The sequence below is a fragment of the Pseudomonas sp. TE3895 genome (assembly GCF_056278855.1).
Window position 1 is genome coordinate 202,689 of record NZ_JBWBQE010000001.1, and the last position, 23,354, is coordinate 226,042.

Here is a 23,354-nt window from a genome sequence, read left to right on the forward strand (position 1 = left end):
CCTTATTCAAACCTGCGCGATCCATTTGCGGTGCGTATGGATCGACATCAAAACGCCAAACGCTGACAGCAGCGTCACCAACGATGTTCCGCCATAGCTGATGAAAGGTAACGGCACGCCCACCACGGGCAGAAGGCCGCTTACCATTCCGATATTGACGAACACGTATACAAAAAAAGTCATGGTCAGGCTGCCCGCAAGCAGCTTGCCGAACAGGGTCTGCGCCTGGGCGGTGATCACCAGGCCACGGCCGATCAGCAGCAGGTAGACAATCAGCAGCAGGCAGATGCCGACCAGGCCGAATTCCTCGCCGAGCACGGCGATGATGAAGTCGGTGTGGCTTTCCGGCAAAAAGTCCAGGTGCGACTGCGTGCCAAGCAGCCAGCCTTTGCCAAACACCCCGCCCGAGCCGATCGCCGCCTTGGACTGGATGATGTTCCAACCGGTGCCCAACGGGTCGCTTTCAGGGTCGAGGAAGGTCAATACCCGCTGCTTCTGGTAGTCGTGCATGACGAAGAACCACATTGCCACCGCGACTGGCACGGCTGCCGCCAGCACGCTGAGGATCCAGCGCCAGCGCAAGCCGCCCATGAACAGCACGAAGGCGCCGGAGGCCAGGATCAGCAGCGCAGTCCCCAGGTCGGGCTGACGTACGATCAGCATGAACGGCACGCCGATCAGCACCAGGCTGATCGCCACGTGCTTCAAATGGGGCGGCAAGGTGCGCTTGGACAGGTACCAGGCGATGGTCGCCGGCATGATGATCTTCATGAATTCCGAGGGCTGGAAGCGGATCACCCCAGGAATGTTGATCCAGCGTGTGGCCCCCATGGCGTTGTGGCCCATCACGTCCACCACTACCAGCAACAGCACCCCGGCCAGGTATGCCAGCGGCACCCAACGCGCCATGAAGCGCGGCTCCAGCTGGGCGATGACGAACATCGACACCAGGCCGATGCCAAACGAGGTGGCTTGCTTGAGCAGCAGGTCCCAGTTCTTGCCACTGGCCGAATACAGTACGAACAGGCTGCCGGCTGCAAGGGTCAACAGAATGATCAGCAAGGGGCCGTCGATATGGATGCGTTGCAGAAAGCTCGCACGCCGACGCATCACATCCTCGCTGGAGAGCATGCGATCGAAATTGTTCATCACAGGGCTGATTCCTGGGTAACGGTGGCGGGCGCGAACTCGGGTTTGAGCCGGCCATTTTCGTCGAGCAGCCAGGCGTCCATGATCTGGCGTACCACCGGAGCGGCGACACCCGAGCCGGACTCACCGTTCTCGACCATCACCGAAACCACGATTTTCGGGGCTTCGGCTGGGGCAAACGCGACGAACAAGGCATGGTCGCGGTGGCGCTCCTGGAGTTTGTTGCGGTCATACTTCTCGCCCTGCTTGATCGCCACCACCTGGGCGGTGCCGCTCTTGCCGGCAATGCGGTACTGGGCACCGGCTGCTGCCTTGCGCGCGGTACCGCGGGCGTTGTGCATCACCTGTTCCATGCCATGGGTGACCTTGGCCCAGTCGGACTTGTCACGCAGCACGATGTCTTCCATGGGGTTGTCGTCTACCGGCGGCAGGCCTTCGATGGTCTTGGCCAGGTGTGGGCGGTTCCACACACCTTTGTTGGCGATCAATGCAGTGGCCTGGGCCAGCTGCAGCGGCGTGGCCTGCATGTAACCCTGGCCGATGCCGAGAATCAGGGTTTCGCCGGGGAACCAGGCCTGGCGACGGGTGGCACGCTTCCATTCGCGCGACGGCATCAACCCGGCAGATTCCTCGAACATATCGAGGGAAACCCGCTGGCCGATACCGAACTTGTTCATGTAGCTGGACAACCGATCGATGCCCATCTTGTGCGCAAGGTCATAGAAGTAGGTGTCGTTCGAGCGCATGATGGCGGTGTCCAGGTCGACCCAGCCATCACCGGAGCGGTTCCAGTTACGGTATTTATGGTCGTAGTTGGGCAACTGGTAGTAGCCAGGGTCGAACACCCTGCTGCTGGCATTCACGACGCCACTGTCCAGACCGGCAATAGCCACCGCCGGCTTGATGGTCGACCCCGGCGGGTACAGGCCACGCAGCACGCGGTTGAATAGCGGCCGATCGATCGAATCGCGCAATTCGGCATAGGCCTTGAAGCTGATGCCGGTGACGAACAGGTTGGGGTCGAAGCTAGGCTGACTCACCATCGCCAGCACCTCGCCGGTTCGCGGGTCGAGCGCAACCACTGCACCACGCCGGCCTCCCAGGGCGGCTTCAGCGGCCTCCTGCAGCTTGATGTCCAGGCTCAGCACAATGTCCTTGCCCGGCTTCGGGTCGGTGCGCTTGAGCACCCGCAGCACCCGGCCACGGGCGTTGGTCTCGACTTCCTCGTAACCCACCTGACCGTGCAGGGCGGCCTCGTAGAAGCGCTCGATGCCGGTCTTGCCGATATGGTGGGTACCGCTGTAGTTCACCGGGTCGAGCGTTTTCAGCTCTTTCTCGTTGATCCGCCCTACATAACCCACCGAATGGGCAAAATGCGCACCCTGCGGGTAATGCCGCACCAGCTGGGCCACCACCTCGACACCCGGCAGGCGGAACTGGTTTACCGCCACGCGGGCAATCTGCTCTTCGTTGAGCTCGAACAGAATCGGCACCGGCTCGAATGGCCGGCGGCCTTGGCGCATGCGCTTCTCGAACAGGGCACGGTCGTCAGCGGTGAGCTCAAGCACTTCGACGATGGTATCCAGCACTTCCTGCCAGTTACCCGCACGTTCGCGGGTCATCGACAGGCTGAAGCTGGGCCGGTTGTCGGCAACGATCACCCCGTTGCGGTCGAAGATCAACCCGCGGGTCGGCGGGATCGGCTGCACATGCACCCGGTTGTTCTCCGACAGCGTGGAGTGGTAGTCGTACTGGATGATCTGCAGGTAGTACAGCCGTGCGATCAACACGCACACAAGCAGCATGATCGCGACTGCGCCGACCACGACGCGGTTGCGCACCAGGCGGGCGTCTTTCTCGTGGTCCTTGAGACGGATCGGCTGCGACATCGGACTGCTTACAGGCTCATTTGTGGTAAGGGTGCCCGGACAACACGGTCCAGGCGCGGTAGATCTGCTCGCCGATGAGTATCCTTACCAACGGGTGCGGCAACGTCAGCGGCGACAGCGACCAACGTTGCTCGGCGCGTGCGCAAACCTCAGGCGCCAGGCCCTCCGGGCCACCCACCATCAAATTCACCGTGCGCGCATCCAGGCGCCAGCGGTCCAGCTCGGTGGCCAGCTGTTCGGTACTCCAGGGCTTGCCATGGACCTCGAGGGTGACAATGCGTTCCCCAGGCTGCACCTTGCTCAGCATGGCTTCGCCCTCCTGACGGATCAGGCGGGCGACGTCGGCATTCTTGCCACGGGTATTCAGCGGGATTTCCACCAGCTCCAGCGACAGCTCGGCGGGCAGGCGCTTGGCATATTCATGCCAGCCTTCCTCGACCCACTTCGGCATGCGCGAGCCGACCGCAATCAGGCGCAGACGCACAGCGCTTTCCTTATTCGCGGTCTTTGAGCTTGTCGGAGTACTCGTGGGCATGGTCCGGGCTGTGGTGCTTGCCATCGGCGGCACGGCTTTGCTCGGCACCCTGCCACAGGCGCTCAAGGTCGTAGAACTGGCGGGCAGCGGCGGTCATCATGTGCACGATGACGTCGTTCAGGTCCAGCAGCACCCAGTCGCTGTCGCCCTTGCCTTCCTCACCCAGTGGCTGGGCGCCCTTGGCCTTGACTGCTTCACGGACCTTTTCGGCCATCGCGTTGATCTGGCGGTTGGAGGTACCGGTGGCAATGATCATGTAGTCGGTCAGGCTGTGCTTCTCGCGCACGTCGATGACCTGGATGTCCTGGGCCTTGACGTCTTCCAGCGCTGCCTTGGTCACTGCGACCAGTTCTTCGCCGTAAATTTTCTGCTTGGTCATATAAAACTCGTTCAACTCGTTGGATGAGGCGCCAGAGGCACCGTCAGTTGGGCGCACGATACAGTTCGTGCGCCTCGATATAGGCCAGTACGGCGTCCGGCACCAGGAACCTCACCGATTTGCCGCTGGCCAGCAGCTGTCGGATCTGTGTAGCCGACACCGCAAGCGGCGTCTGCCAGACGAACGAAATATTTCCCGCCGGGCCGGACATGGCGGTGGGATCGCTCTCCGAGCGCGCAGCCAACAGGTTGCGCAACTCGTCAGGGGGTTCTACGTCGGCATCCGGACGTTGCAGTACCAGGATGTGACAGTGTTGCAGCAATTCTTCCCAGCGATGCCAGGCGGGCAGGCCACAGAAGGCATCCCAACCCAGCACCAGGAACAACTGGTCGTGGCCGGACAGTTCGGCGCGGATCGATTCCAGCGTATCGATGGTGTACGACGGCTTGTCACGTTCCAGCTCGCGGGCATCGACGCTCAGGCAAGCGACGCCCTGCACCGCTTCACGGACCATGGCCAGGCGATCCTGCGCGGCCACCTGTGGCGTGTCGCGGTGCGGCGGCCGGGCATTGGGCAACAGGCGTAGCTCATCCAGCCCCATGAACTCGGCCACTTCCAGCGCGCTGCGCAAGTGGCCGATATGCACGGGGTCGAAGGTACCACCTAGAATGCCGATACGCCGGACTGCCTGGGCCTTGCTCAACTCAGCAGGACCCCTGACCGCGCAACTGGCCATCGCCGATCACCACATACTTCTCGCAGGTCAGGCCTTCCAGGCCGACAGGGCCGCGGGCATGCAGCTTGTCGGTGGAAATACCGATTTCCGCACCCAGGCCGTACTCGAAGCCGTCGGCAAAGCAGGTCGGGGTGTTGAGCATGACCGACGCCGAATCGACCTCAGCCATGAACTGACGGGCTTCACCCTGGTGTTCGCTGATGATCGAGTCGGTGTGGTGCGAGCCATAGTGGTTGATGTGCTCGATGGCCTGGTTCAGGCCGTCGACCACGCGAATCGACAGGATCGCATCGAGGTATTCCGTGTGCCAGTCGGCTTCGGTGGCCGGTTTGGCGCTGATGATAGCCTGGGTACGCTCGCAACCGCGCAGCTCCACGCCCTTCTCCACGAAGCGGCGGGCCATTTCTGGCAGGAAGCGCTCAGCCACTTGTTGGTCGACCAGCAGCGTTTCCATGGCACCGCAGATGCCATAGCGGTAGGTCTTGGCGTTGAAAGCCACATTCCAGGCCTTGTCCAGGTCGGCATGCTGGCTGACATAGATGTGGCAGATACCGTCCAGGTGCTTGATCACCGGCACGCGGGCATCGCGGCTGATGCGCTCGATCAGGCCACGGCCTCCGCGCGGTACGATGACATCGACGAATTCCGGCATGCTGATCAGCGCGCCCACGGCTTCGCGGTCGGTGGTTTCGACCACCTGCACCACCGCCGCCGGCAGGCCGGCTTCAGCCAGGCCACGCTGAATGCAGGTGGCAATGGCGCGGTTGGAATGGATGGCTTCCGAACCGCCACGCAGGATGGTTGCATTGCCCGACTTGAGGCACAGGCTGGCGGCATCAATGGTCACGTTCGGACGCGATTCATAGATGATCCCGATCACCCCCAGCGGGGTACGCATCTTGCCTACCTGAATGCCCGATGGACGGTAGCTCATGTCGCGGATGGCACCGACCGGGTCCGGCAGGCTGGCCACCTGGCGCAAGCCGGTGATCATGCCGTCGATACGCGCCGGGGTCAGCGCCAGACGGTCGAGCAGTGCGGGCTCCAGGCCACTGGCGCGGCCGGCGGCAAGGTCCAGCTCGTTGGCAGCGGTGAGTTCGGCACGGGCAGCGTCCAGCGCGTCGGCGGCGGCTTGCAGGGCGCGGTTCTTCTGCGCGGTGCTGGCACGGCCAATCACCCGGGAAGCCTCACGGGCAGCGCGACCCAGGCGGGTCATATAGTCAAGAACGGACTCAGTCATGGGTTCGGTGTCTTGGCGAAGGGGAAATCGGCTGATTATAACTGCCGCGCAGGTGTACGCCCAGCGGCGGGTGGCGGATGGTAGAAAATGGATGGGGCAATGTGTAGGAAAGATGTAACCGGGGTTATCGAGATTTCCATCTCCCGTTGCGGCCCTTTCGCGGGTGAACCCGCTCCCACAGGCATTCCACAGGGCCTGGCGCTATGCAATACCGGTGGGAGCGGGTTCACCCGCGAAGAGGCCGGCACCGCCAACATCAACATCCGATTCAGCCTCGATTAAGCCATTCATTGCTATCATCCCCGCCTCTCCAGCCACGAACTGCCCGCATGCCAGCCCTGCCCGACAGCTTTTTCGACCGCGACGCCCAGACCCTGGCCAAGGCCCTGCTGGGCAAGGTCATCCGTCACCGCCACGGCGACCTGTGGCTGGCCGCGCGGATCATCGAGACCGAGGCCTACTACCTTTCCGACAAAGGTAGCCACGCTTCGCTCGGCTACACCGAAAAACGCAAGGCGCTATTCCTGGATGGGGGGCACATCTACATGTACTACGCCCGCGGCGGCGATTCGCTGAACTTCAGCGCCCACGGGCCGGGCAACGCGGTGCTGATCAAGTCTGCCTATCCTTGGCAGGACACCCTCTCGGGGCCCGACAGCCTGGCGCAGATGCAACTGAACAACCCCGATGCAAGCGGCAAGATACGCCCGCAAGAGCGCCTGTGCGCCGGCCAGACCCTGCTATGCCGGGCCCTGGGCCTGAAAGTACCGCATTGGGACGCCCAGCGTTTCGACGCCGAACGCCTGTACGTCGAGGACTGCGGCAACGCCGTGCCCCGGGTGATCCAGGCCGCTCGCCTGGGCATCCCGCACGGGCGCGACGAGCACCTGCCGTACCGCTTCGTCGATGCCGGGTACGCCCGTTTCTGCACACGGAACCCGTTACGTCGCGGCCAAGTCGAAGGCCGTGATTTCTTCATTCTCGAACAAGGAAGCTGAACATGGGCCAATGGCTCGACAGCCTGACCGGCTGGCTCAGCGCCAACCCGCAGTGGCTTGGCCTGGCGATTTTCCTGGTGGCCTGCATCGAATGCCTGGCCATCGCCGGCATTATCGTGCCGGGCACCGTACTGCTGTTCGCCGTTGCGGTACTGGCCGGCAACGGCGCGTTCAGCCTGGGCGAAACGCTGCTCCTCGGTTTTCTCGGCGGCCTGCTGGGCGACGCCTTGTCTTACACAGTGGGCAAGTACTTCCACCAGAACATCCGCCGGCTGCCGCTGATACGCCACCATCCGGAATGGATCGGTAGCGCCGAAAGCTACTTCCAGCGTTATGGCATCGCCAGCCTGCTGGTAGGCCGTTTCATCGGCCCGCTGCGGCCGATGCTGCCAATGGTCGCCGGCATGTTCGACATGCCCCTGCCGCGCTTCATCGCCGTCAGCCTGCTGGCGGGTGCCGGCTGGTCGGTCGCCTACCTGCTACCCGGCTGGGCCACTGGCGCCGCCATGCGCCTGCCCCTGCCGGAAGGCTTCTGGCTGGACGCCGGGATCATCGCCGGCGCCCTCGCAGTGCTGATCGGCCTGAGCCTGAATACCAGCCTGCGTGACCAGCGCCACGGCACCCGGCTGGTTGCCGCGCTCAGCTTCATCGCCCTGGCCGGTGTATTCCTCGGCTGGCCCTACTTCCATGAGTTCGACCAAGGCGTGATGACACTGGTCCAGGAGCATCGCAGCCAGGCCATCGACAGCACCGTGGTGCTGGTGACACGGCTAGGCGATTTCCGCACCCAGCTGTTCCTCGGCGCCCTGCTGACCGGCCTGCTGCTGCTTGCCCGTCAATGGCGACACGCATTTTTCGCGGCGGGCGCGTTGATGGGCACGGCGATCGCCAACGGCACACTGAAATGGCTATTTGCCCGGGCCAGGCCGGAAGTACTGACCGACCCACTGACCAGTTACAGCATGCCCAGCGGGCACAGCTCGGCATCGTTCGCGTTCTTCCTGGTAATGGCCGTGCTGGCAGGGCGTGGCCAGCCACCACGGATGCGCCTGACCTGGGTGATGCTGGGGTGCATTCCGGCGCTGGCGATTGCCCTGTCGCGGGTGTACCTGGGGGCGCACTGGCCAACCGATATCCTGGCCGGGGCCCTGCTGGCCTGTTGCGTATGCGCACTCAGCCTGACATTGGTACAACGCCAGCAGACCCTGCCAGCCCTGCCGCTGCGGGTGTGGTGGCTGGTGTTGCCGGCATGCGTGGCGCTGCTGGCGTTCTTCGCCATGCATGCACTGCCGCAGGCGTTGGTCAGGTATCAATATTGATGTCGCCTGTGCCGGCCTATTCGCGGGTGAACCTGCTCCTACGCAGGGGATCGCGCTTGTCGTAGGAGCGGGTTTACCCGCGAATAGGCCGGCACAGGCAATACAGAACCATCAGGCGAACAACTCACCCTGAATCCGCTCCAGCAGCTTCTGGATTTCCCCCAGCCGCTGCTGCGGCGAATCGAGGGTCAGCAGGTCCAGCTTGTCTTCTTCCATGAACGGCAACAGGTACGCCAGCTGATTGGCCAGCGCCTGACGCCCGTCCACCGGGCGCGGCATACCCAGCGCTTCGACCATGGGGTGCTCACCCAGGGCCACCAACAGCGCCAGCAGGTCGTCATCGGCCTCCAGCAACGGGCTGTCGGCCTGCTCCGGCAGCCATTGCACCTGGCCCACCAGCAATTGGTCCTTCTGCACCTCGGAGCTTTCCAGATTGAAGCGCCGCACGCCCTCGACGCGGATACCCAGCAAGCCGTTATCCTGCTGCACGAAGTCGCGGATCACCGCTTCACAGCCGATCGAGGCGACCACCGGCGGCGCCTTGCCGACTTGTTCGCCCTCAAGGATGCACACCACACCAAACCCTTCGCCCTGCTTCATGCAGCGCCCGATCATGTCCAGGTAGCGCGCCTCGAAAATCTGCAAATCGAGGAAGCAGCCAGGAAACAGCACGGTATTGAGCGGAAACAGCGGTAGCGTCATCACAATTCCTCAAGCCACCAGGCTGACCGCCAGCGGCAGGAACACCGCTGTAGCCACTCCCATCAGGCTCATCGCCAGCGCGGCAAAGGCGCCGCATTCGTCACTTTCCTGCAGGGCCACCGAAGTGCCCACTGCGTGTGCGGTCACGCCCAGCGACATGCCGCGCGCCTCAGGGCTGTGCACGCCGAAGCGGCTCAGCAACGCCGGGCCAAAGATCGCCCCGATCACCCCGGTAATCAACACGAACACTGCCGCCAGGGCCGCCACGCCGCCAATCTGCTCAGCCACCAGCATGGCGATCGGCGAGGTGACGGACTTCGGCGCCATGGTCATCAGGATCATGTGCTCGGCACCGAACCACCAGCCCAGCACCAGGCAGCAGAGCGTGGCGAACAGGCCTCCGACTACCAGCGTAGTAAATGTAGGCCAGAACAGCTGGCGGATACGCCGCAGGTTGAGATAGAGCGGCACAGCCAGGGCCACCGTAGCGGGCCCCAGCAGGATGTTCATGATTTCGGTGCTTTTGCGGTACTCGCTGTAATCGATGCCGCACAGCAGCAACACACCGATCACCAGCAGCATCGATACCAGTACAGGTTGCAGGAAGATCCAGCGGGTTTTCTCGTAGGCTGCGAGCACTACCTGATAGGCCCCCAGCGTGATGCCAATACCGAACAATGGGTGATGAATGACCGCATCGAGTGCGCCCTGCCAGTCGAGCATCATGGCTGCTCCTCACGCTTGCCCTGGCGCTGGATGAGCTTTTGCATCAGCACACCGACGAACACCAGGGTCACCAGACAGGAGATCAGCAAGGCCCCGACAATCGCCCAGAAGTCGGCGGCAATGTCCTTGGCATATACCATCACCCCGACTGCCGGCGGTACCAGCAGCAGCGGGAGATAGCGCAGCAAGCTGCTGGCGGCCTCGTTCAGCGGCTTGCCGACCTCACCGCGGGCCATGAGGAAGAGCAGCAGCAACAACAGGCCGATGATCGGCCCGGGCAAAAACGGCACAAACAGGTGATTGATCGCCGTCCCCAGCAGCTGGAACAGTACCAGCCAGGTCAAACCACGCAACAGCATAAGCATCTCCCTCGGGCATGGCCGCCATTATAAGCACGCTCAGCTATAGACCGATATTCGCCGAAAAGCGGGCAACTTGACTGAAACGGTTCGCCGTGCTGATCTTGTACTTTCGTACCAACTGACAACCCGGAGAGTCCGCGATGCCCCATGTACCGGTTACAGAGCTTTCGCAGTACGTTGGCAAGGAGCTGGGCCACTCGGAGTGGGTGAAGATCGACCAGCAGCGCATCAACCTGTTCGCCGAGGCGACCGGCGACTTCCAGTTCATCCATGTCGACCCTGAGAAGGCAGCAAAAACCCCGTTTGGCGGCACGATTGCCCATGGTTTCCTGACCTTGTCGCTGATCCCCAAGCTGATCGAGGACATCCTCGTTCTGCCGCAAGGGCTGAAGATGGTGGTGAACTACGGGCTGGACAGCGTGCGCTTCATTCAGCCGGTCAAGGTCGACAGCCGGGTTCGGCTGAAGGTAAAGCTGGGCGAGGTGACCGAGAAAAAACCGGGGCAGTGGCTACTCAAGGCGATTGCCACGCTGGAGATCGAGGGTGAAGAGAAGCCTGCTTATATAGCCGAGTCGCTGTCGCTCTGTTTTGTCTGATACATGCCCGGGGGCTGCTGTGCAGCCCCCGATCCACAAATCCCCCGCACTCGCGTAAACTGCCAGCCTTCGCGCAGCCTAGGGCTGCCCCTGTCGATTTATCAAAGGTGCCCGCCATGCCCTGGCTGCAAGTACGCCTGGCCATCAGCCCGGAACAAGCCGAAACCTATGAAGATGCGCTACTTGAAGTAGGCGCCGTCTCGGTCACGTTCATGGATGCCGAAGATCAACCGATCTTCGAACCAGACCTCAACACCACCCCGCTGTGGTCGCACACTCACCTGCTGGCGCTGTTCGAGGCCGATGCCGACCCTGAACAGGTGTTCGCCCACTTGCGCCTGCTGACCGGCGCCGAGCTGCCCGAGCACCAGGCCGAGGTGATCGAGGATCAGGACTGGGAGCGCAGCTGGATGGACAACTTCCAGCCGATGCGCTTCGGCCGCCGCCTGTGGATCGTGCCCAGCTGGCACGATGCCCCGGAAAAGGACGCCGTGAACCTGCTGCTCGACCCGGGCCTGGCCTTTGGCACCGGCACCCACCCCACCACGGCCCTGTGCCTGGAATGGCTCGACGGCCAGCAGCTTGAAGGCACCCAGGTGCTGGACTTTGGCTGCGGTTCGGGCATCCTGGCCATCGCTGCGCTGCTGCTGGGCGCTCGCGAAGCGGTAGGTACCGACATCGACGTGCAGGCCATCGAGGCTTCGCGCGACAACGCCCAACGCAACGGCATTGCCGACGAGAAACTGGCGCTGTACCTGCCCGAACACATGCCGGCGATGCAGGCCGACGTGCTGGTTGCCAACATCCTCGCCGGCCCGTTGGTGTCGCTGGCGCCACAGTTGTCCGGCCTGGTTCGCCCAGGTGGCCTGCTGGCGCTGTCGGGCATCCTCGCCGAGCAAGGTGAAGACGTGGCCGCCGCTTATGCCGCCGACTTTGAACTGGACCCGATCGTCGTGCGCGACGGCTGGGTGCGCATCAGTGGTCGGCGTCGCTAAGCGGGCCTAGAATACTTTTCTGCACAGCTCCCGGATCGCCGCATGACCGACAGTTTCGTCACCCAGTGCCCGCATTGCCAGACCAGCTTTCGCGTCACCCACCACCAGTTGGGCGTGGCGCGTGGCGTGGTGCGCTGCGGTCACTGCCTGCAGGTATTCAATGCCGCCAAGCAGTTGCTGGAGCAAAACCGCGCCGCTACCACCAGCGCCCCCGTGGTGCCGGCACCGGTACCTGCAGTGCCTGCCGAGCCGCTGGCCGAGCTGGCGCCAGAGCCTGCCATCAGTGTACGCGGCACCCCTCCTGACCAGGACTGGGCGCTGACTGCCCAGGCGCTGGACGAGCTCGACCTCGACAAGGAACTGGAGCGCCTGGAGCGTCGCGGCCAACCGGCCCCGACCCACCCGGCCAGCCAGGATGACAAGCTGCAGGCACGGCGCGATGAACTTCACCCGGACGAGCACGCAGAAGACCTTTTCGGTACGGCTACCGATGAGCCCTACGCGCCGCAGGAACCGGCAGAGCCTACCCCGGTGCTACTGGAACCGGAACCTTTGGAGCTGGACCTGGAGCCTGCCCCCGGCGAACGTACCGAGCCTACCCTGGGCAGCAACCTTGACCTGGACATCGATGGCGAGCCGCCTGTGAACCGTGCGGCCGAACGCGATGACCAGCCCGCACTCAGCGAACCGCTGCGCATCAGCGATGACGAAACCCCGGAAAAAGGCCTGAGCGCCCGCGACGACGAACCACTGGCGCTGCGCCTGTCGGCGCACGACGACGAGCCCGTCGAGCCACTGCCCGGAGAGCGCCTGGAACCAGGCTTTGCTGGCAAGCCCGAGCGCCCCTCGCGCAAGGAGCCGCTGGTCGATGTGGTCGATGACCCGCTGCAGCTAGGCTGGGAAAAACCCGCACCCAACTGGGGCAAGCGCCTGCTGTGGGGCTTTCTGACCCTGCTGGCTGCCGGCCTGCTGGCGTTCCAGTACGTGTGGTTCCACTTCGACGAAATGGCCCGCCAGGACCAGTATCGGCCGATTTTCCAGCAAATCTGCCCGATGCTCGGCTGCCAGGTCCCTACCCGCGTCGATATTGCACGCATCAAGAGCAGCAATCTGGTGGTGCGCAGCCACCCGGACTTCAAGGGCGCACTCATTGTCGACGCGATCATCTACAACCGCGCACCGTTCGCCCAGCCGTTCCCGTTGCTGGAACTGCGCTTCGCCGATCTCAATGGCCAACTGATCGCCAGCCGTCGCTTCAAGCCCAGCGAGTACCTGTCGGGGGAACTGGCAGGGCGTGGCGAAATGCCCAGCCAGACGCCAATCCACATTGCCCTGGACATCCTCGACCCTGGGCCGAAGGCCGTGAATTACAGCCTGAGCTTCCGTTCGCCGGAGTAGGCGACAAGCGGCCAGCAGCAAGCGACAAGACAAGAAGCCCCAACCGCGACCGCTTTTTGTCCTGTCGCTTGCTGCTTGAAGCACAAAGGCATAAGCCGACAACTGTTCAGATTTTATCCAAATCCATCTTTATCCAGTCATCGAGAGCGGGTATCATGCCAACCCTTTTTCGAACTCCAAGATTCGGCCCCACAACAGGGATCACCTATGTCGGCGGTACGCATCGGCCAATACACACTACGTAACAACCTGATCCTCGCGCCCATGGCCGGGGTCACGGACCAGCCTTTCCGTACACTTTGCCAGCGCCTGGGCGCCGGCATGGTGGTGTCGGAAATGGTAAGCAGCGACATGAGCCTGTGGAACAGCCGCAAGTCGAGCCTGCGCCGCATCCATGAAGGTGATCCCGAGCCACGCTCGGTGCAGATCGCCGGCGGTGATGCGCAGATGATGGCAGCGGCGGCAAAGGCCAATGTCGAAGCGGGTGCCCAGATCATCGACATCAACATGGGCTGTCCGGCAAAAAAAGTCTGCAACAAAGCCGCAGGCTCTGCTTTATTGAGAGATGAAGCCTTGGTCAGCGAGATCCTCCACGCCGTGGTTAGCGCCGTGGACGTACCGGTGACCCTGAAAATCCGCACCGGCTGGGACCGGGCGAACAAGAACGGCCTGAACGTGGCGAAGATCGCCGAACAGGCTGGCATCCAGGCGCTGGCGGTGCATGGCCGCACACGTGCCGACCTGTACACCGGCGAAGCCGAGTACGACACCATCGCTGCCATCAAGCAGGCGGTGTCAATCCCGGTTTTTGCCAACGGCGATATCACCTCGCCAGAAAAGGCCCGGGCGGTGCTGGAAACCACCGGGGTCGATGGCCTGTTGATTGGCCGGGCTGCCCAGGGGCGGCCATGGATCTTTCGCGAGATCGAGCATTACCTGCGCACTGGCGAACATCTGCCAGCGCCGCAACTGGACGAAGTGGAACGCATCCTGCTGGAGCATCTGGCCGCGCTGCATGCCTTCTATGGCGATGTGATGGGCGTACGTATCGCCCGCAAGCACGTTGGCTGGTACCTGGCAACACGACCCGGCGGCAAGGAGTTTCGCTCCCGGTTCAACGCTTTGGAAGACACACAAGCGCAGTGCGCCAACGTTCGCGCGTTTTTCAGCGAACGTCGACAGAGCCTTGAGACAGAGGACGGACAAGGGGTGGCCGCATGACGATGATGACCGAGAATTTTGTGAGTGGAACAACGCCCGTGAGCGACAACGCCAACCTGAAACAGCACCTCAACACGCCGAGCGAAGAGGGCCAGACCCTTCGCGACAGCGTCGAGAAGGCGCTGCACAACTACTTCGCCCACCTGGAAGGCGCGACCGTGACGGACGTGTACAACCTGGTGCTCTCCGAAGTCGAGGCGCCCCTGCTCGAAAGCGTGATGAACTACGTGAAGGGCAACCAGACCAAGGCCAGCGAGATGCTCGGGCTGAACCGAGGCACCCTGCGCAAGAAGCTCAAGCAGTACGACTTGTTGTAAGCCAGAATCCCATCCAGAAAAGGCGACTCCCTGAACAGAGGCGCCTTTTTTGCTGACTCCACCGCGTTATTGGAACCCGAAATGACCGACCAGACTACCCGCCTGCCAGTCCGCCGCGCCCTGATCAGCGTCTCCGACAAGACCGGTATCCTCGAATTCGCCCGTGAGCTGCAGCAGCTCGGTGTCGAGATCCTGTCCACCGGCGGCACCTACAAGCTGCTCAAGGACAACGGCGTAAACGCGGTGGAAGTGGCCGACTACACCGGCTTCGCCGAAATGATGGATGGCCGGGTCAAAACCCTGCACCCGAAGATCCACGGCGGTATCCTCGGCCGTCGTGGCACCGACGACGCCATCATGAACGAGCACGGCATCAAGCCGATCGACCTGGTTGCGGTCAACCTGTACCCGTTCGAAGCCACCATTTCCAAGCCTGGCTGTGACCTGCCGACCGCCATCGAGAACATCGACATCGGCGGCCCGACCATGGTCCGTTCGGCAGCCAAGAACCACAAGGACGTGGCCATCGTGGTCAACGCCAGCGACTACGCCGGCATCGTCGAAGGCCTCAAGGCCGGTGGCCTGACCTATGCCCAGCGCTTCGATCTGATGCTCAAGGCGTTCGAGCACACTGCCGCCTACGACGGCATGATCGCCAACTACATGGGCACCATCGACCAGGCCAAGGACACCCTGAGCACCGAGGCGCGCAGCGAATTCCCGCGCACCTTCAACAGCCAGTTCGTCAAGGCACAGGAAATGCGTTATGGCGAGAACCCGCACCAGAGCGCGGCGTTCTATGTAGAAGCCAAGAAAGGCGAAGCCAGCATTTCCACCGCTGTCCAGCTGCAAGGCAAGGAACTGTCATTCAACAACGTGGCCGACACTGACGCCGCGCTGGAATGCGTAAAGAGCTTCGTCAAGCCGGCCTGCGTCATCGTCAAGCACGCCAACCCGTGCGGCGTGGCGGTAGTACCGGAAGACGAAGGCGGCATCCGCAAAGCCTACGACCTGGCTTACGCGACCGACACCGAATCGGCGTTCGGCGGCATCATCGCATTCAACCGTGAACTGGACGGCGAAACCGCCAAGGCCATTGTCGACCGCCAGTTCGTCGAAGTGATCATCGCCCCGAAAATCTCCCAGGCCGCCCGCGACGTGGTGGCTGCCAAACAGAACGTACGTCTGCTGGAGTGCGGCGAGTGGCCAGCCGAGCGCGCTGCCGGTTGGGACTTCAAGCGCGTCAACGGTGGCCTGCTGGTGCAAAGCCGCGATATCGGCATGATCACCGCCGATGACCTGAAGATCGTCACCAAGCGTGCCCCGACCGAGCAAGAGATCCACGACCTGGTATTCGCCTGGAAAGTGGCCAAGTTCGTCAAGTCCAACGCCATTGTCTACGCCAAGCAGCGCCAGACCATCGGCGTCGGCGCCGGCCAGATGAGCCGCGTCAACTCCGCCCGCATCGCTGCAATCAAGGCCGAGCACGCTGGCCTGCAGGTGCAGGGCGCGGTCATGGCGTCGGATGCATTCTTCCCGTTCCGTGACGGTATCGACAATGCAGCTAAAGTGGGTATCAGCGCCGTGATCCAGCCGGGTGGTTCGATGCGTGATGCTGAAGTTATCGCTGCTGCCGACGAGGCCGGCATCGCGATGGTCTTCACTGGCATGCGCCACTTCCGCCACTAATTTCAGCTGGTCGGGCGAACCTCAGCCCCTGTAGGCGCGGGTTCACCCGCGAATACGATGGTGGATTCACCGCCGCATTCGCGGGTGAACCCGCGCCTACAGGGGCCGAGGTTCGCCGCCAAACAGAGGTTTTGACATGAAAGTTTTGATCATCGGCAGCGGCGGCCGTGAGCACGCCCTGGCCTGGAAAGTCGCCCAGGACCCACGCGTCGAGAAAGTCTTCGTTGCCCCGGGCAACGCCGGTACCGCCATTGAAGCCAAGTGCGAGAACGTCGCCATCGACGTGTGCGCCCTGGAGCAATTGGCCGACTTCGCCGAGAAAAACGTCGACCTGACCATCGTCGGCCCGGAAGCACCGCTGGTTATCGGCGTGGTCGACCTGTTCCGCAGCCGCGGCCTGGACTGCTTCGGCCCAACCAAGGGCGCGGCCCAGCTGGAAGGCTCCAAGGCCTTCACCAAGGACTTCCTGGCGCGTCACAAGATCCCGACCGCCGACTACCAAAATTTCACCGAGATCGAGCCAGCCCTGGCCTACCTGCAGGAAAAGGGCGCGCCGATTGTGATCAAGGCCGACGGCCTGGCTGCGGGCAAGGGCGTAATCGTCGCCATGACCCTGGAAGAAGCCGAAGCCGCCGTGCGTGACATGCTGGCCGGTAACGCCTTCGGTGAAGCCGGTTCGCGTGTTGTGATCGAAGAGTTCCTCGACGGCGAGGAAGCCAGCTTCATCGTCATGGTCGACGGCCACAACGTGCTGCCCATGGCCACCAGCCAGGACCACAAGCGTGTCGGCGACCAGGACACCGGCCCGAACACCGGCGGCATGGGTGCCTACTCCCCTGCCCCGGTGGTTACCGCCGAGGTGCACCAGCGCGTGATGGACCAGGTGATCTGGCCGACCGTGCGCGGAATGGCCGAAGAAGGCAACGTCTACACGGGCTTCCTCTATGCTGGCCTGATGATCGACAAGGCGGGCAACCCCAAGGTCATCGAGTTCAACTGCCGCTTCGGCGACCCGGAAACCCAGCCAGTCATGCTGCGCCTGGAGTCGAGCCTGGTACTGCTGGTCGAGGCCGCTTTCGCCAAGGCGCTGGACAAGGTCGAAGCCCAGTGGGACCCACGCCCGAGCCTGGGTGTGGTGCTGGCAGCTGGCGGTTACCCGGGCGACTACGCCAAGGGCGACGTGATCAACGGCCTGGACGCTGCCGCCAAGATCGAAGGCAAGGTATTCCATGCCGGTACTGCGCTCAAGGATGGCAAGGTAACCACCAACGGCGGGCGCGTGCTGTGTGCCACCGCCATGGGCAGCACCGTTGCCGACGCGCAGCAGCAGGCTTATCGCCTGGCCAAGGAAGTCAGCTGGAACGGCAGCTTCTACCGTTCCGACATCGGCTATCGGGCCATCGCCCGCGAGCGCGGTGAGCACCAGCAGTAAGTACTACCGGTATGCCGTAGGGGTTTCAGCCTGCGGCATCCGGCTCGTCGACAGGGCCCGGAATGGGCCTTGCCTTCGACTTGGCGCGCCGCGCATAGTGAGTACCCGGCACATCGGCCAAGAAGGGATTTCGTAGTGCGTCGGCTTCGGATTGCCTCAGCTCTGATCGTCAGCTTGCTGACCCTGCTCTGCATGTTTCCGGCTGCGGCCGAACATGACGGTGGCTGGACCGTTCTGCTCGACGAACAGGCCAACCTGCAACTGAGCGATGTGCGCTCCGAGCGCTATCGCAACCAGTTCAGCCCACTGCCTCTCGCCGACCTTGATGCTGCCCCGGCTGGACAGGCCTTGTGGCTGCACTATCGTCTGGCACCAGGTGACCAGGAGCAACTGCTGCGGGTATTTGCCCCGGACCTTTCTGGCCTGGACCTCTACGCCCTCGAAGGCGAGCAACTTCTGCGTCAGCTGCACCACGGGCGCCAGGCCGGCAATGCCAGCCCGACCCTGCGTGGCAGCGACCATGTATTGCCCCTGCCCAACAGCAGGCAACCGCTGGACATCTACTTGCGCCTGGTCTCAGAGCACCAGCTGCGTCCGGCCATCAGCCTTGAACCTGCGGCCGAGGCAGCCTCGGACCAACGCCAGCCGCTGCTGTTCGGCATGCTGTTCGGCGGCCTGATCATGCTGATCATGCACAACCTGATCCGCTTCCTCTACACCCGCTCCAGCACCACCCTGATACTGGCGCTGTACCACGGCCTGATGCTGCTCAGCGGCCTGATCCTGTTGAACCTCAGCGGCCCTTGGTGGCATGTGTGGCACAGTGCGCAAACGCCTGCCGCCTATCTGACGCTGGTCCTGGCCGGCCTGTCCGGGTTGTACTTCACCCAACATTTCTTTTCGCCGTGCAATTCGCCACGGCTTAACCGCCTGCTGCAAGGTGAGATGCTGATTGTCGGGCTCAGTGGCCTGGTGCTGCTGTTCGTCGATACCCTGCCCCTGAACCTGATGACCTACGCCCTGATGGCGCTGGGCAGCGTGAGCATGCTGCTGGTCAGCAGCTACCACTGGTACAAGGGCTATGCACCCGGACGCCTGTTCAGCCTGGCCATGGTGGTGTTCAACCTCGGTGGCCTGGTCCTGCTGCCAGCCCTGCTGGGCCTGACACGCACTTCGACACCCTGGCTGCTGTGTATCCTGCTGGGCCTGACCGTGGTCAGTGGCCTGCTGCTCAACCTGGCTGTCAGTGAACGGCTGCGGCGCATAAGCGAGGAGCGTTTCAGCGCCAGCCGTGCGCTGGCCGCCAGCGATGCGGAAATCAACGCCAAAGCCGAGTTCCTGGCCAAGATCAGCCACGAAATCCGCACCCCGATGAACGGCGTGCTCGGCATGACTGAACTGCTGCTGGGCACACCGCTGTCGGTGAAGCAACGAGATTATGTGCAGACCATCCACAGCGCGGGCAACGAGCTGCTGACGCTGATCAACGAAATTCTGGACATTTCCAAGCTGGAATCCCGGCAGATCGAGCTGGATGATGTGCAGTTCGACCTTAACGCGCTGATCGAGGATTGCCTGAACATCTTCCGCGCCAAGGCCGAGCAACAGAACATCGAGCTGATCAGCTTCACCCAGCCACAAGTACCGCGGGTTATCAGCGGAGACCCGACGCGCCTGCGCCAGGCCTTGTCGAGCCTGCTGGAAAACGCCCTGAAAAACACCGACCAGGGCGAGATCCTGCTGGTGGTGGCGCTGGATCAACGCGGCGAGGTGCCACGCCTGCGTATCGCCGTGCAGGACAGCGGCGAGCCGTTGCCCGCCGCCGACCGTGAGGCCTTGCTGCAGGCCGAGTTGCACAGCCACCACTTCCTTTCCAGCAACAAGCTGGGCGGCCATCTGGGGCTGGTCATCGCCAAACAGCTGATCGGTCTGATGCAGGGCGAGTTCGGCATCAAGAGCAGCACCGGCATGGGCAACACCTTGTGGCTGACCTTGCCGCTGGACCCTTCGCGTCTGGAACAGCCACCGGCGGACCTCGACAGCCCGCTGCGCGATGCCCGCGTGCTGGTGGTCGACGACAACGACACGTGCCGCAAGGTGCTTGTACAGCAGTGCAGCGCCTGGGGCATGAACGTCAGCGCGGTGCCGTCAGGCAAGGAGGCTCTGGCCCTTTTGCGCACCAAGGCACACCTGCGCGACTACTTCGACGCGGTGCTGCTGGACCAGAACATGCCCGGCATGACCGGCATGCAGCTGGCCGCCAAGATCAAGGAAGACCCGAGCCTGAACCACGACATCCTGGTGGTGATGCTCACCGGCATCAGCAATGCGCCAAGCAAAGTCATCGCGCGCAACGCCGGGGTCAAGCGAATACTGGCCAAGCCGGTGGCCGGTTATACGTTGAAGACCACCCTGGCCGAGGAGCTGGCCCAGCGCGGCCGCGAACAGGCGATGCCCGCCAGCCTGCCTGGCATCCCGCAGGCGCTGGACCTGCCAGGCGACTTCCGCGTGCTGGTCGCCGAAGACAACAGCATCTCGACCAAGGTGATCCGCAGCATGCTCGGCAAGCTCAACCTCAAGCCCGATACCGCCTGCAATGGCGAAGAGGCCTTGCAGGCGATGAAAGCGCAGCATTATGACCTGGTGTTGATGGACTGCGAGATGCCGATACTGGACGGTTTCTCGGCCACCCAGCAGTTGCGGGCCTGGGAAGCTGAAAACCAGCGCCAGCGCACGCCGGTGGTGGCACTGACAGCGCACATACTGGCCGAACACAAGGAGCGTGCGCGGCTGGCAGGCATGGACGGACACATGGCCAAGCCGGTGGAGTTGTCGCAGTTGCGTGAGCTGATTCAATACTGGGCCAATCACCGGGAAGCCAAGGTGGACCCGGCACATACGTCCTGACCGATATCCAATGCTCTTGCAGGAGCGGCCTCGCGACACAAGGCCGCGCCGGCATAAACCCAAGGAACACTGCTCATGCTCCATGAGTTGTTCAGCGTCTACCTGAAAATGCTCGTGCTCTACAGCCCGTTCTTCGTGCTGTCGTGTTTCATCAGCCTGACCCGCGGCCACTCCAGCAAGGAGCGCAAGCAACTGGCCTGGAAGGTCGCGTTCGCAGCCTTGGTCGCCAGCGTGATGCTCTACCTGTTCGGGCGCGCGATCTTCGGAATTTTCGGCATCACCGCCGATGCCTTCCGCATCGGTGCCGGCAGCGTGCTATTCATTTCGGCCCTGGGCATGGCCCAGGGCAAGCCGGCGGTACAGGCCGACAACGTGCAGCAGGATGTGACCATCGTACCGCTGACCATTCCGCTGACGGTTGGCCCCGGCACCATCGGTGCGCTGTTGGTGATGGGGGTAAGCCAGCCGCACTGGGATGAAAAACTGCTGGCCATCGTCAGCATTGCCCTGGCCAGTTTCACTGTCGGCCTAGTGCTTTACCTGTCCCACGGTATCGAGCGAATCCTGGGCGACCAGGGCCTGCAGATCGTCAGCCGTTTGATGGGGCTGTTCGTCTGTGCCCTGGCGGCGCAGATCATTTTTACAGGGATCAAAGGGTACCTGGTGCCTTAGATGGCATAGTCATGAATGCGCGCCAGGGATACCTTGACGACGCTTTCCTGCACTTTTTGGCATTACGCTGTTCTCGAAGGCCAGAATATTGAACCGGACCAGCTCCGCACGCACATTCTTGTAACTGCGCTTGCGGCTGATGAACCCTGCACTGAAAACAGACTGCTTGTCCGTTTCGTGGTAAATCACCATGTCGACACGGTTATTACCGGCCGGCGCACAGGCCAACACTTGAAAGTGCTGCATCTCGAATGCCTTTTTCTCAAGTTCCTTCAGCACCGACGGCTTGGTCAGCAACGCTTGAATGGACACTTTGACCGACGATGCAAAGCTGTCCCCGGCAGTTTTGGACAGGGTCTGCAGCACCTGATCCGTCTGTTGCGTACGCGTCTTGTCCGGCCAATGGATCTGCTCAGCCGTTACCGCATCCCACCCCATGAATTTGAGTTGGTTACGGTAATAAGCGAACCAGTCTTTAATCAGCCCCTCTTTGAAAGCGGCCTCGGTGGCTCTTTCGGCCATTGCCAAGGCCAGCTTCACCTTGTTTTTCTGCGCGGCGTCGACGCCCGGCAAGAACGAAACAATCCCAGCGCCGATCACGGCAGACGTGGCTTCACTCATGATGCTGCTCCTGTAGGTTGTGCGTAAGGGTCGAACCGGTAAACGGCCTGTGCATCCTTGGTTTTCATCAAGGCCTGCAATTCATCACGCTGGCGTTGGAAGCGTCCTTCATCCAATGCCAGGGAAACGCCGTTGAACTCGGCCTCGCCCTCAAGTACTTGTTCGCCCAGAAATGTCTCCAGCGAAACTAGCGAGAGTGGCTTGTCGATTTGCAGCGAGATGCTGCACAAGTCCAGCGCCGGGCCCGGCTTGAGTACGCCAAGTTCGATGACCAGGGTGGAGCACTGCGCCTGATCATGCGCGCAGAAACTCAGCAAGTGCCGGAAGCCTTCAGCAGACTGGCCAAGGCCCGTCTTTATCGCCGCCAGCACGGCCTCATGGCGAAGCGAACGCATCTTCAGCCACGCTTCAAGTGGCTGTATATGCGCGTTGCGCACAGGTCGCCCCAACGGTTTCAGGTCATGAGTACTGGCCAGCTTGATCCAGCCCAGTTGGCGGTAGGCCTCCCGATACGCGGCATACCAGTTTTCATAATTGTCCACGCGTGAACCGGCGTGCTTGTTGGCTACCAACTGCGCGTACAGGACTGAATCGAAAGCGGCCTGGCGTTGTGCCTCGACTGCGCCTGGCGAATACAGCAATGCTGTTCCGCCAATCAACATCAGTTGCTCATCTGCTCTATCCATCGTGTTACCTCGTCACAAAGAACCGAACAAGGCGGCGTTGCGACTACGCCGCCGAGCAATCAGATGTCGTACTCGAGCACGTTCTCGACACTGCGCACGCCGAGTTTGTTTTCTACGGTTTCGCGGACTTTGTCGTAGACAAAGTTATTGAGGGTGAGCACTGCCGTGCCGGCGTAGTAAGCGGACCTGTCCAGCTTCCACTGGATGCCGAGCACATCGTCGTCCAGTGCTGGGGCAGATGCCTGGATGCAGCTCACCACCATGACCACATCGTTTTTTGAGGTTTCAATGCAGGAGGCCAGGCCGACCAGGCCCCTGGCTTTGTTCTTGCGCTTGTGGTGGAGCACCTTGGCGTCGTTTTCGACTGTGGTCATTTTGTCAAACGCCCGCTTTGCCACTTCACCCAGCTTGGTGCCGCCCAGCATCGCATTGCCGACCACACCTATCGCGCGGATGGCCACGGCGCCTACGGTGACGGACAGTTCCACCGAGGTTTCAAGTTCGAAGGTACGGCGTGGGATGGTAAAGCCAAGGTCTCGCATGACATCGATGAATTTGTCGTACCACTCCCGGCTCTGCTTTTCGGCGTCAAAAGCTTTGTCGGCGACCAACGTGGCGAAGTGGAAGGCATTCTTCACATCATGACGGCTTTGCGCAGACATGCCCGCGCCGAAGGCAAGCAGGTTGCCGTCTACCAGGATGGCGGCATCGGTGGTGGTGATTTGGGTTGCATCGGACATTGGAAACTCCTTGATGGTTGCCCCTTGAGTCAAGGGCAATCACCT

At 62.4% G+C, this 23,354-nt stretch carries 23 protein-coding genes; 11 read left to right on the forward strand and 12 right to left on the reverse strand.

Translation table 11 applies throughout. The features are described from left to right. Positions 1-6: 6 nt before the first annotated feature. Genes rodA through ACZ889_RS00925 form a run of 6 tightly spaced genes read right to left on the reverse strand, consistent with a single transcriptional unit; the run spans position 7 to position 5,928 of the window. Positions 7-1,110, reverse strand: a complete 1,104-nt coding sequence (gene rodA, locus ACZ889_RS00900) for a rod shape-determining protein RodA (protein ID WP_003249727.1) — start codon at positions 1,108-1,110, stop codon at positions 7-9. A gap of 38 nt (positions 1,111-1,148) precedes the next feature. After that, complete coding sequence (gene mrdA / locus ACZ889_RS00905) at positions 1,149-3,038, reverse strand: penicillin-binding protein 2 (protein ID WP_003249725.1); 1,890 nt, start codon at positions 3,036-3,038, stop codon at positions 1,149-1,151. Between the two features lie 16 nt (positions 3,039-3,054). Continuing rightward, the gene (gene rlmH, locus ACZ889_RS00910; protein ID WP_003249722.1) at positions 3,055-3,522 is read right to left on the reverse strand and encodes a 23S rRNA (pseudouridine(1915)-N(3))-methyltransferase RlmH; all 468 of its coding nucleotides are present in this window, start codon (positions 3,520-3,522) and stop codon (positions 3,055-3,057) included. Between the two features lie 10 nt (positions 3,523-3,532). Further along, positions 3,533-3,952 (reverse strand): ribosome silencing factor, encoded by a 420-nt coding sequence (rsfS, locus tag ACZ889_RS00915; RefSeq protein WP_009685825.1) that lies wholly within the window; start codon positions 3,950-3,952, stop codon positions 3,533-3,535. A gap of 43 nt (positions 3,953-3,995) precedes the next feature. Beyond that, positions 3,996-4,688 carry a nicotinate-nucleotide adenylyltransferase gene (gene nadD, locus ACZ889_RS00920; protein ID WP_100773459.1) on the reverse strand — a complete coding sequence of 231 codons (693 nt, stop codon included), beginning with the start codon at positions 4,686-4,688 and terminating at the stop codon, positions 3,996-3,998. Beyond that, complete coding sequence (locus tag ACZ889_RS00925; protein WP_004576854.1) at positions 4,657-5,928, reverse strand: glutamate-5-semialdehyde dehydrogenase; 1,272 nt, start codon at positions 5,926-5,928, stop codon at positions 4,657-4,659. Before ACZ889_RS00925 ends, nadD begins: the two co-directional genes overlap by 32 nt. 329 nt (positions 5,929-6,257) lie before the next feature. On the opposite strand from ACZ889_RS00925, the gene ACZ889_RS00930 reads away from it, so the two are divergent. Together ACZ889_RS00930 and ACZ889_RS00935 are read left to right on the forward strand one after the other, a co-directional pair. Then, complete coding sequence (locus tag ACZ889_RS00930; RefSeq protein ID WP_180689200.1) at positions 6,258-6,926, forward strand: DNA-3-methyladenine glycosylase; 669 nt, start codon at positions 6,258-6,260, stop codon at positions 6,924-6,926. Positions 6,927-6,928: 2 nt separating this feature from the next. Further along, a complete protein-coding gene (locus ACZ889_RS00935; protein WP_180689199.1) occupies positions 6,929-8,245 on the forward strand; it encodes a bifunctional DedA family/phosphatase PAP2 family protein in 1,317 nt (438 codons plus the stop codon). Between the two features lie 111 nt (positions 8,246-8,356). Here the strand turns inward: ACZ889_RS00935 and ACZ889_RS00940 are convergent, their stop codons facing one another. Genes ACZ889_RS00940 through ACZ889_RS00950 form a run of 3 tightly spaced genes read right to left on the reverse strand, consistent with a single transcriptional unit; the run spans position 8,357 to position 10,032 of the window. Continuing rightward, positions 8,357-8,947 carry an LON peptidase substrate-binding domain-containing protein gene (locus ACZ889_RS00940; RefSeq protein ID WP_003249708.1) on the reverse strand — a complete coding sequence of 197 codons (591 nt, stop codon included), beginning with the start codon at positions 8,945-8,947 and terminating at the stop codon, positions 8,357-8,359. A gap of 9 nt (positions 8,948-8,956) precedes the next feature. Then, positions 8,957-9,673: an LrgB family protein gene (locus ACZ889_RS00945; RefSeq protein ID WP_004576852.1), complete on the reverse strand. Its 717-nt coding sequence runs from the start codon at positions 9,671-9,673 to the stop codon at positions 8,957-8,959. Continuing rightward, positions 9,670-10,032, reverse strand: coding sequence for a CidA/LrgA family protein (locus ACZ889_RS00950; protein ID WP_012053815.1), 363 nt, complete (start codon positions 10,030-10,032; stop codon positions 9,670-9,672). Before ACZ889_RS00950 ends, ACZ889_RS00945 begins: the two co-directional genes overlap by 4 nt. A gap of 143 nt (positions 10,033-10,175) precedes the next feature. On the opposite strand from ACZ889_RS00950, the gene ACZ889_RS00955 reads away from it, so the two are divergent. The 9 genes from ACZ889_RS00955 to ACZ889_RS00995 all read left to right on the forward strand — a co-directional run bounded on the left by ACZ889_RS00955 (position 10,176) and on the right by ACZ889_RS00995 (position 21,262). Next, entirely contained in the window at positions 10,176-10,631 is a 456-nt protein-coding gene (locus ACZ889_RS00955; RefSeq protein ID WP_003249703.1) for a MaoC family dehydratase, read from the forward strand. A 116-nt stretch (positions 10,632-10,747) separates the two neighbouring features. Continuing rightward, on the forward strand, positions 10,748-11,626 hold the full coding sequence (gene prmA, locus ACZ889_RS00960; RefSeq protein ID WP_003249700.1) for a 50S ribosomal protein L11 methyltransferase: 879 nt from the start codon (positions 10,748-10,750) through the stop codon (positions 11,624-11,626). 42 nt (positions 11,627-11,668) lie between these two features. Then, on the forward strand, positions 11,669-13,024 hold the full coding sequence (locus tag ACZ889_RS00965) for a DUF3426 domain-containing protein (protein ID WP_180689198.1): 1,356 nt from the start codon (positions 11,669-11,671) through the stop codon (positions 13,022-13,024). 207 nt (positions 13,025-13,231) lie between these two features. Then, on the forward strand, positions 13,232-14,245 hold the full coding sequence (gene dusB, locus ACZ889_RS00970) for a tRNA dihydrouridine synthase DusB (RefSeq protein ID WP_047604682.1): 1,014 nt from the start codon (positions 13,232-13,234) through the stop codon (positions 14,243-14,245). Beyond that, complete coding sequence (gene fis, locus ACZ889_RS00975) at positions 14,242-14,562, forward strand: DNA-binding transcriptional regulator Fis (RefSeq protein WP_003249693.1); 321 nt, start codon at positions 14,242-14,244, stop codon at positions 14,560-14,562. Before dusB ends, fis begins: the two co-directional genes overlap by 4 nt. A gap of 81 nt (positions 14,563-14,643) precedes the next feature. Continuing rightward, complete coding sequence (gene purH / locus ACZ889_RS00980) at positions 14,644-16,251, forward strand: bifunctional phosphoribosylaminoimidazolecarboxamide formyltransferase/IMP cyclohydrolase (protein WP_003249687.1); 1,608 nt, start codon at positions 14,644-14,646, stop codon at positions 16,249-16,251. A 136-nt stretch (positions 16,252-16,387) separates the two neighbouring features. After that, positions 16,388-17,683, forward strand: coding sequence for a phosphoribosylamine--glycine ligase (gene purD / locus ACZ889_RS00985; protein ID WP_070096416.1), 1,296 nt, complete (start codon positions 16,388-16,390; stop codon positions 17,681-17,683). 135 nt (positions 17,684-17,818) lie between these two features. Then, a complete protein-coding gene (locus ACZ889_RS00990; RefSeq protein WP_010955433.1) occupies positions 17,819-20,590 on the forward strand; it encodes a hybrid sensor histidine kinase/response regulator in 2,772 nt (923 codons plus the stop codon). Positions 20,591-20,665: 75 nt separating this feature from the next. Next, positions 20,666-21,262, forward strand: coding sequence for a MarC family protein (locus ACZ889_RS00995; RefSeq protein ID WP_012053820.1), 597 nt, complete (start codon positions 20,666-20,668; stop codon positions 21,260-21,262). A 9-nt stretch (positions 21,263-21,271) separates the two neighbouring features. On the opposite strand, the gene ACZ889_RS01000 is transcribed toward ACZ889_RS00995, so the two are convergent. From ACZ889_RS01000 to ACZ889_RS01010, 3 genes are read right to left on the reverse strand one after another with little or no spacing between them, the layout of a single operon-like run. Continuing rightward, complete coding sequence (locus ACZ889_RS01000) at positions 21,272-21,883, reverse strand: hypothetical protein (RefSeq protein WP_476257124.1); 612 nt, start codon at positions 21,881-21,883, stop codon at positions 21,272-21,274. Then, positions 21,880-22,569, reverse strand: coding sequence for a hypothetical protein (locus ACZ889_RS01005; protein WP_012053822.1), 690 nt, complete (start codon positions 22,567-22,569; stop codon positions 21,880-21,882). Before ACZ889_RS01005 ends, ACZ889_RS01000 begins: the two co-directional genes overlap by 4 nt. A gap of 59 nt (positions 22,570-22,628) precedes the next feature. Beyond that, a complete protein-coding gene (locus ACZ889_RS01010; RefSeq protein ID WP_012053823.1) occupies positions 22,629-23,309 on the reverse strand; it encodes a hypothetical protein in 681 nt (226 codons plus the stop codon). Positions 23,310-23,354: the final 45 nt, after the last annotated feature.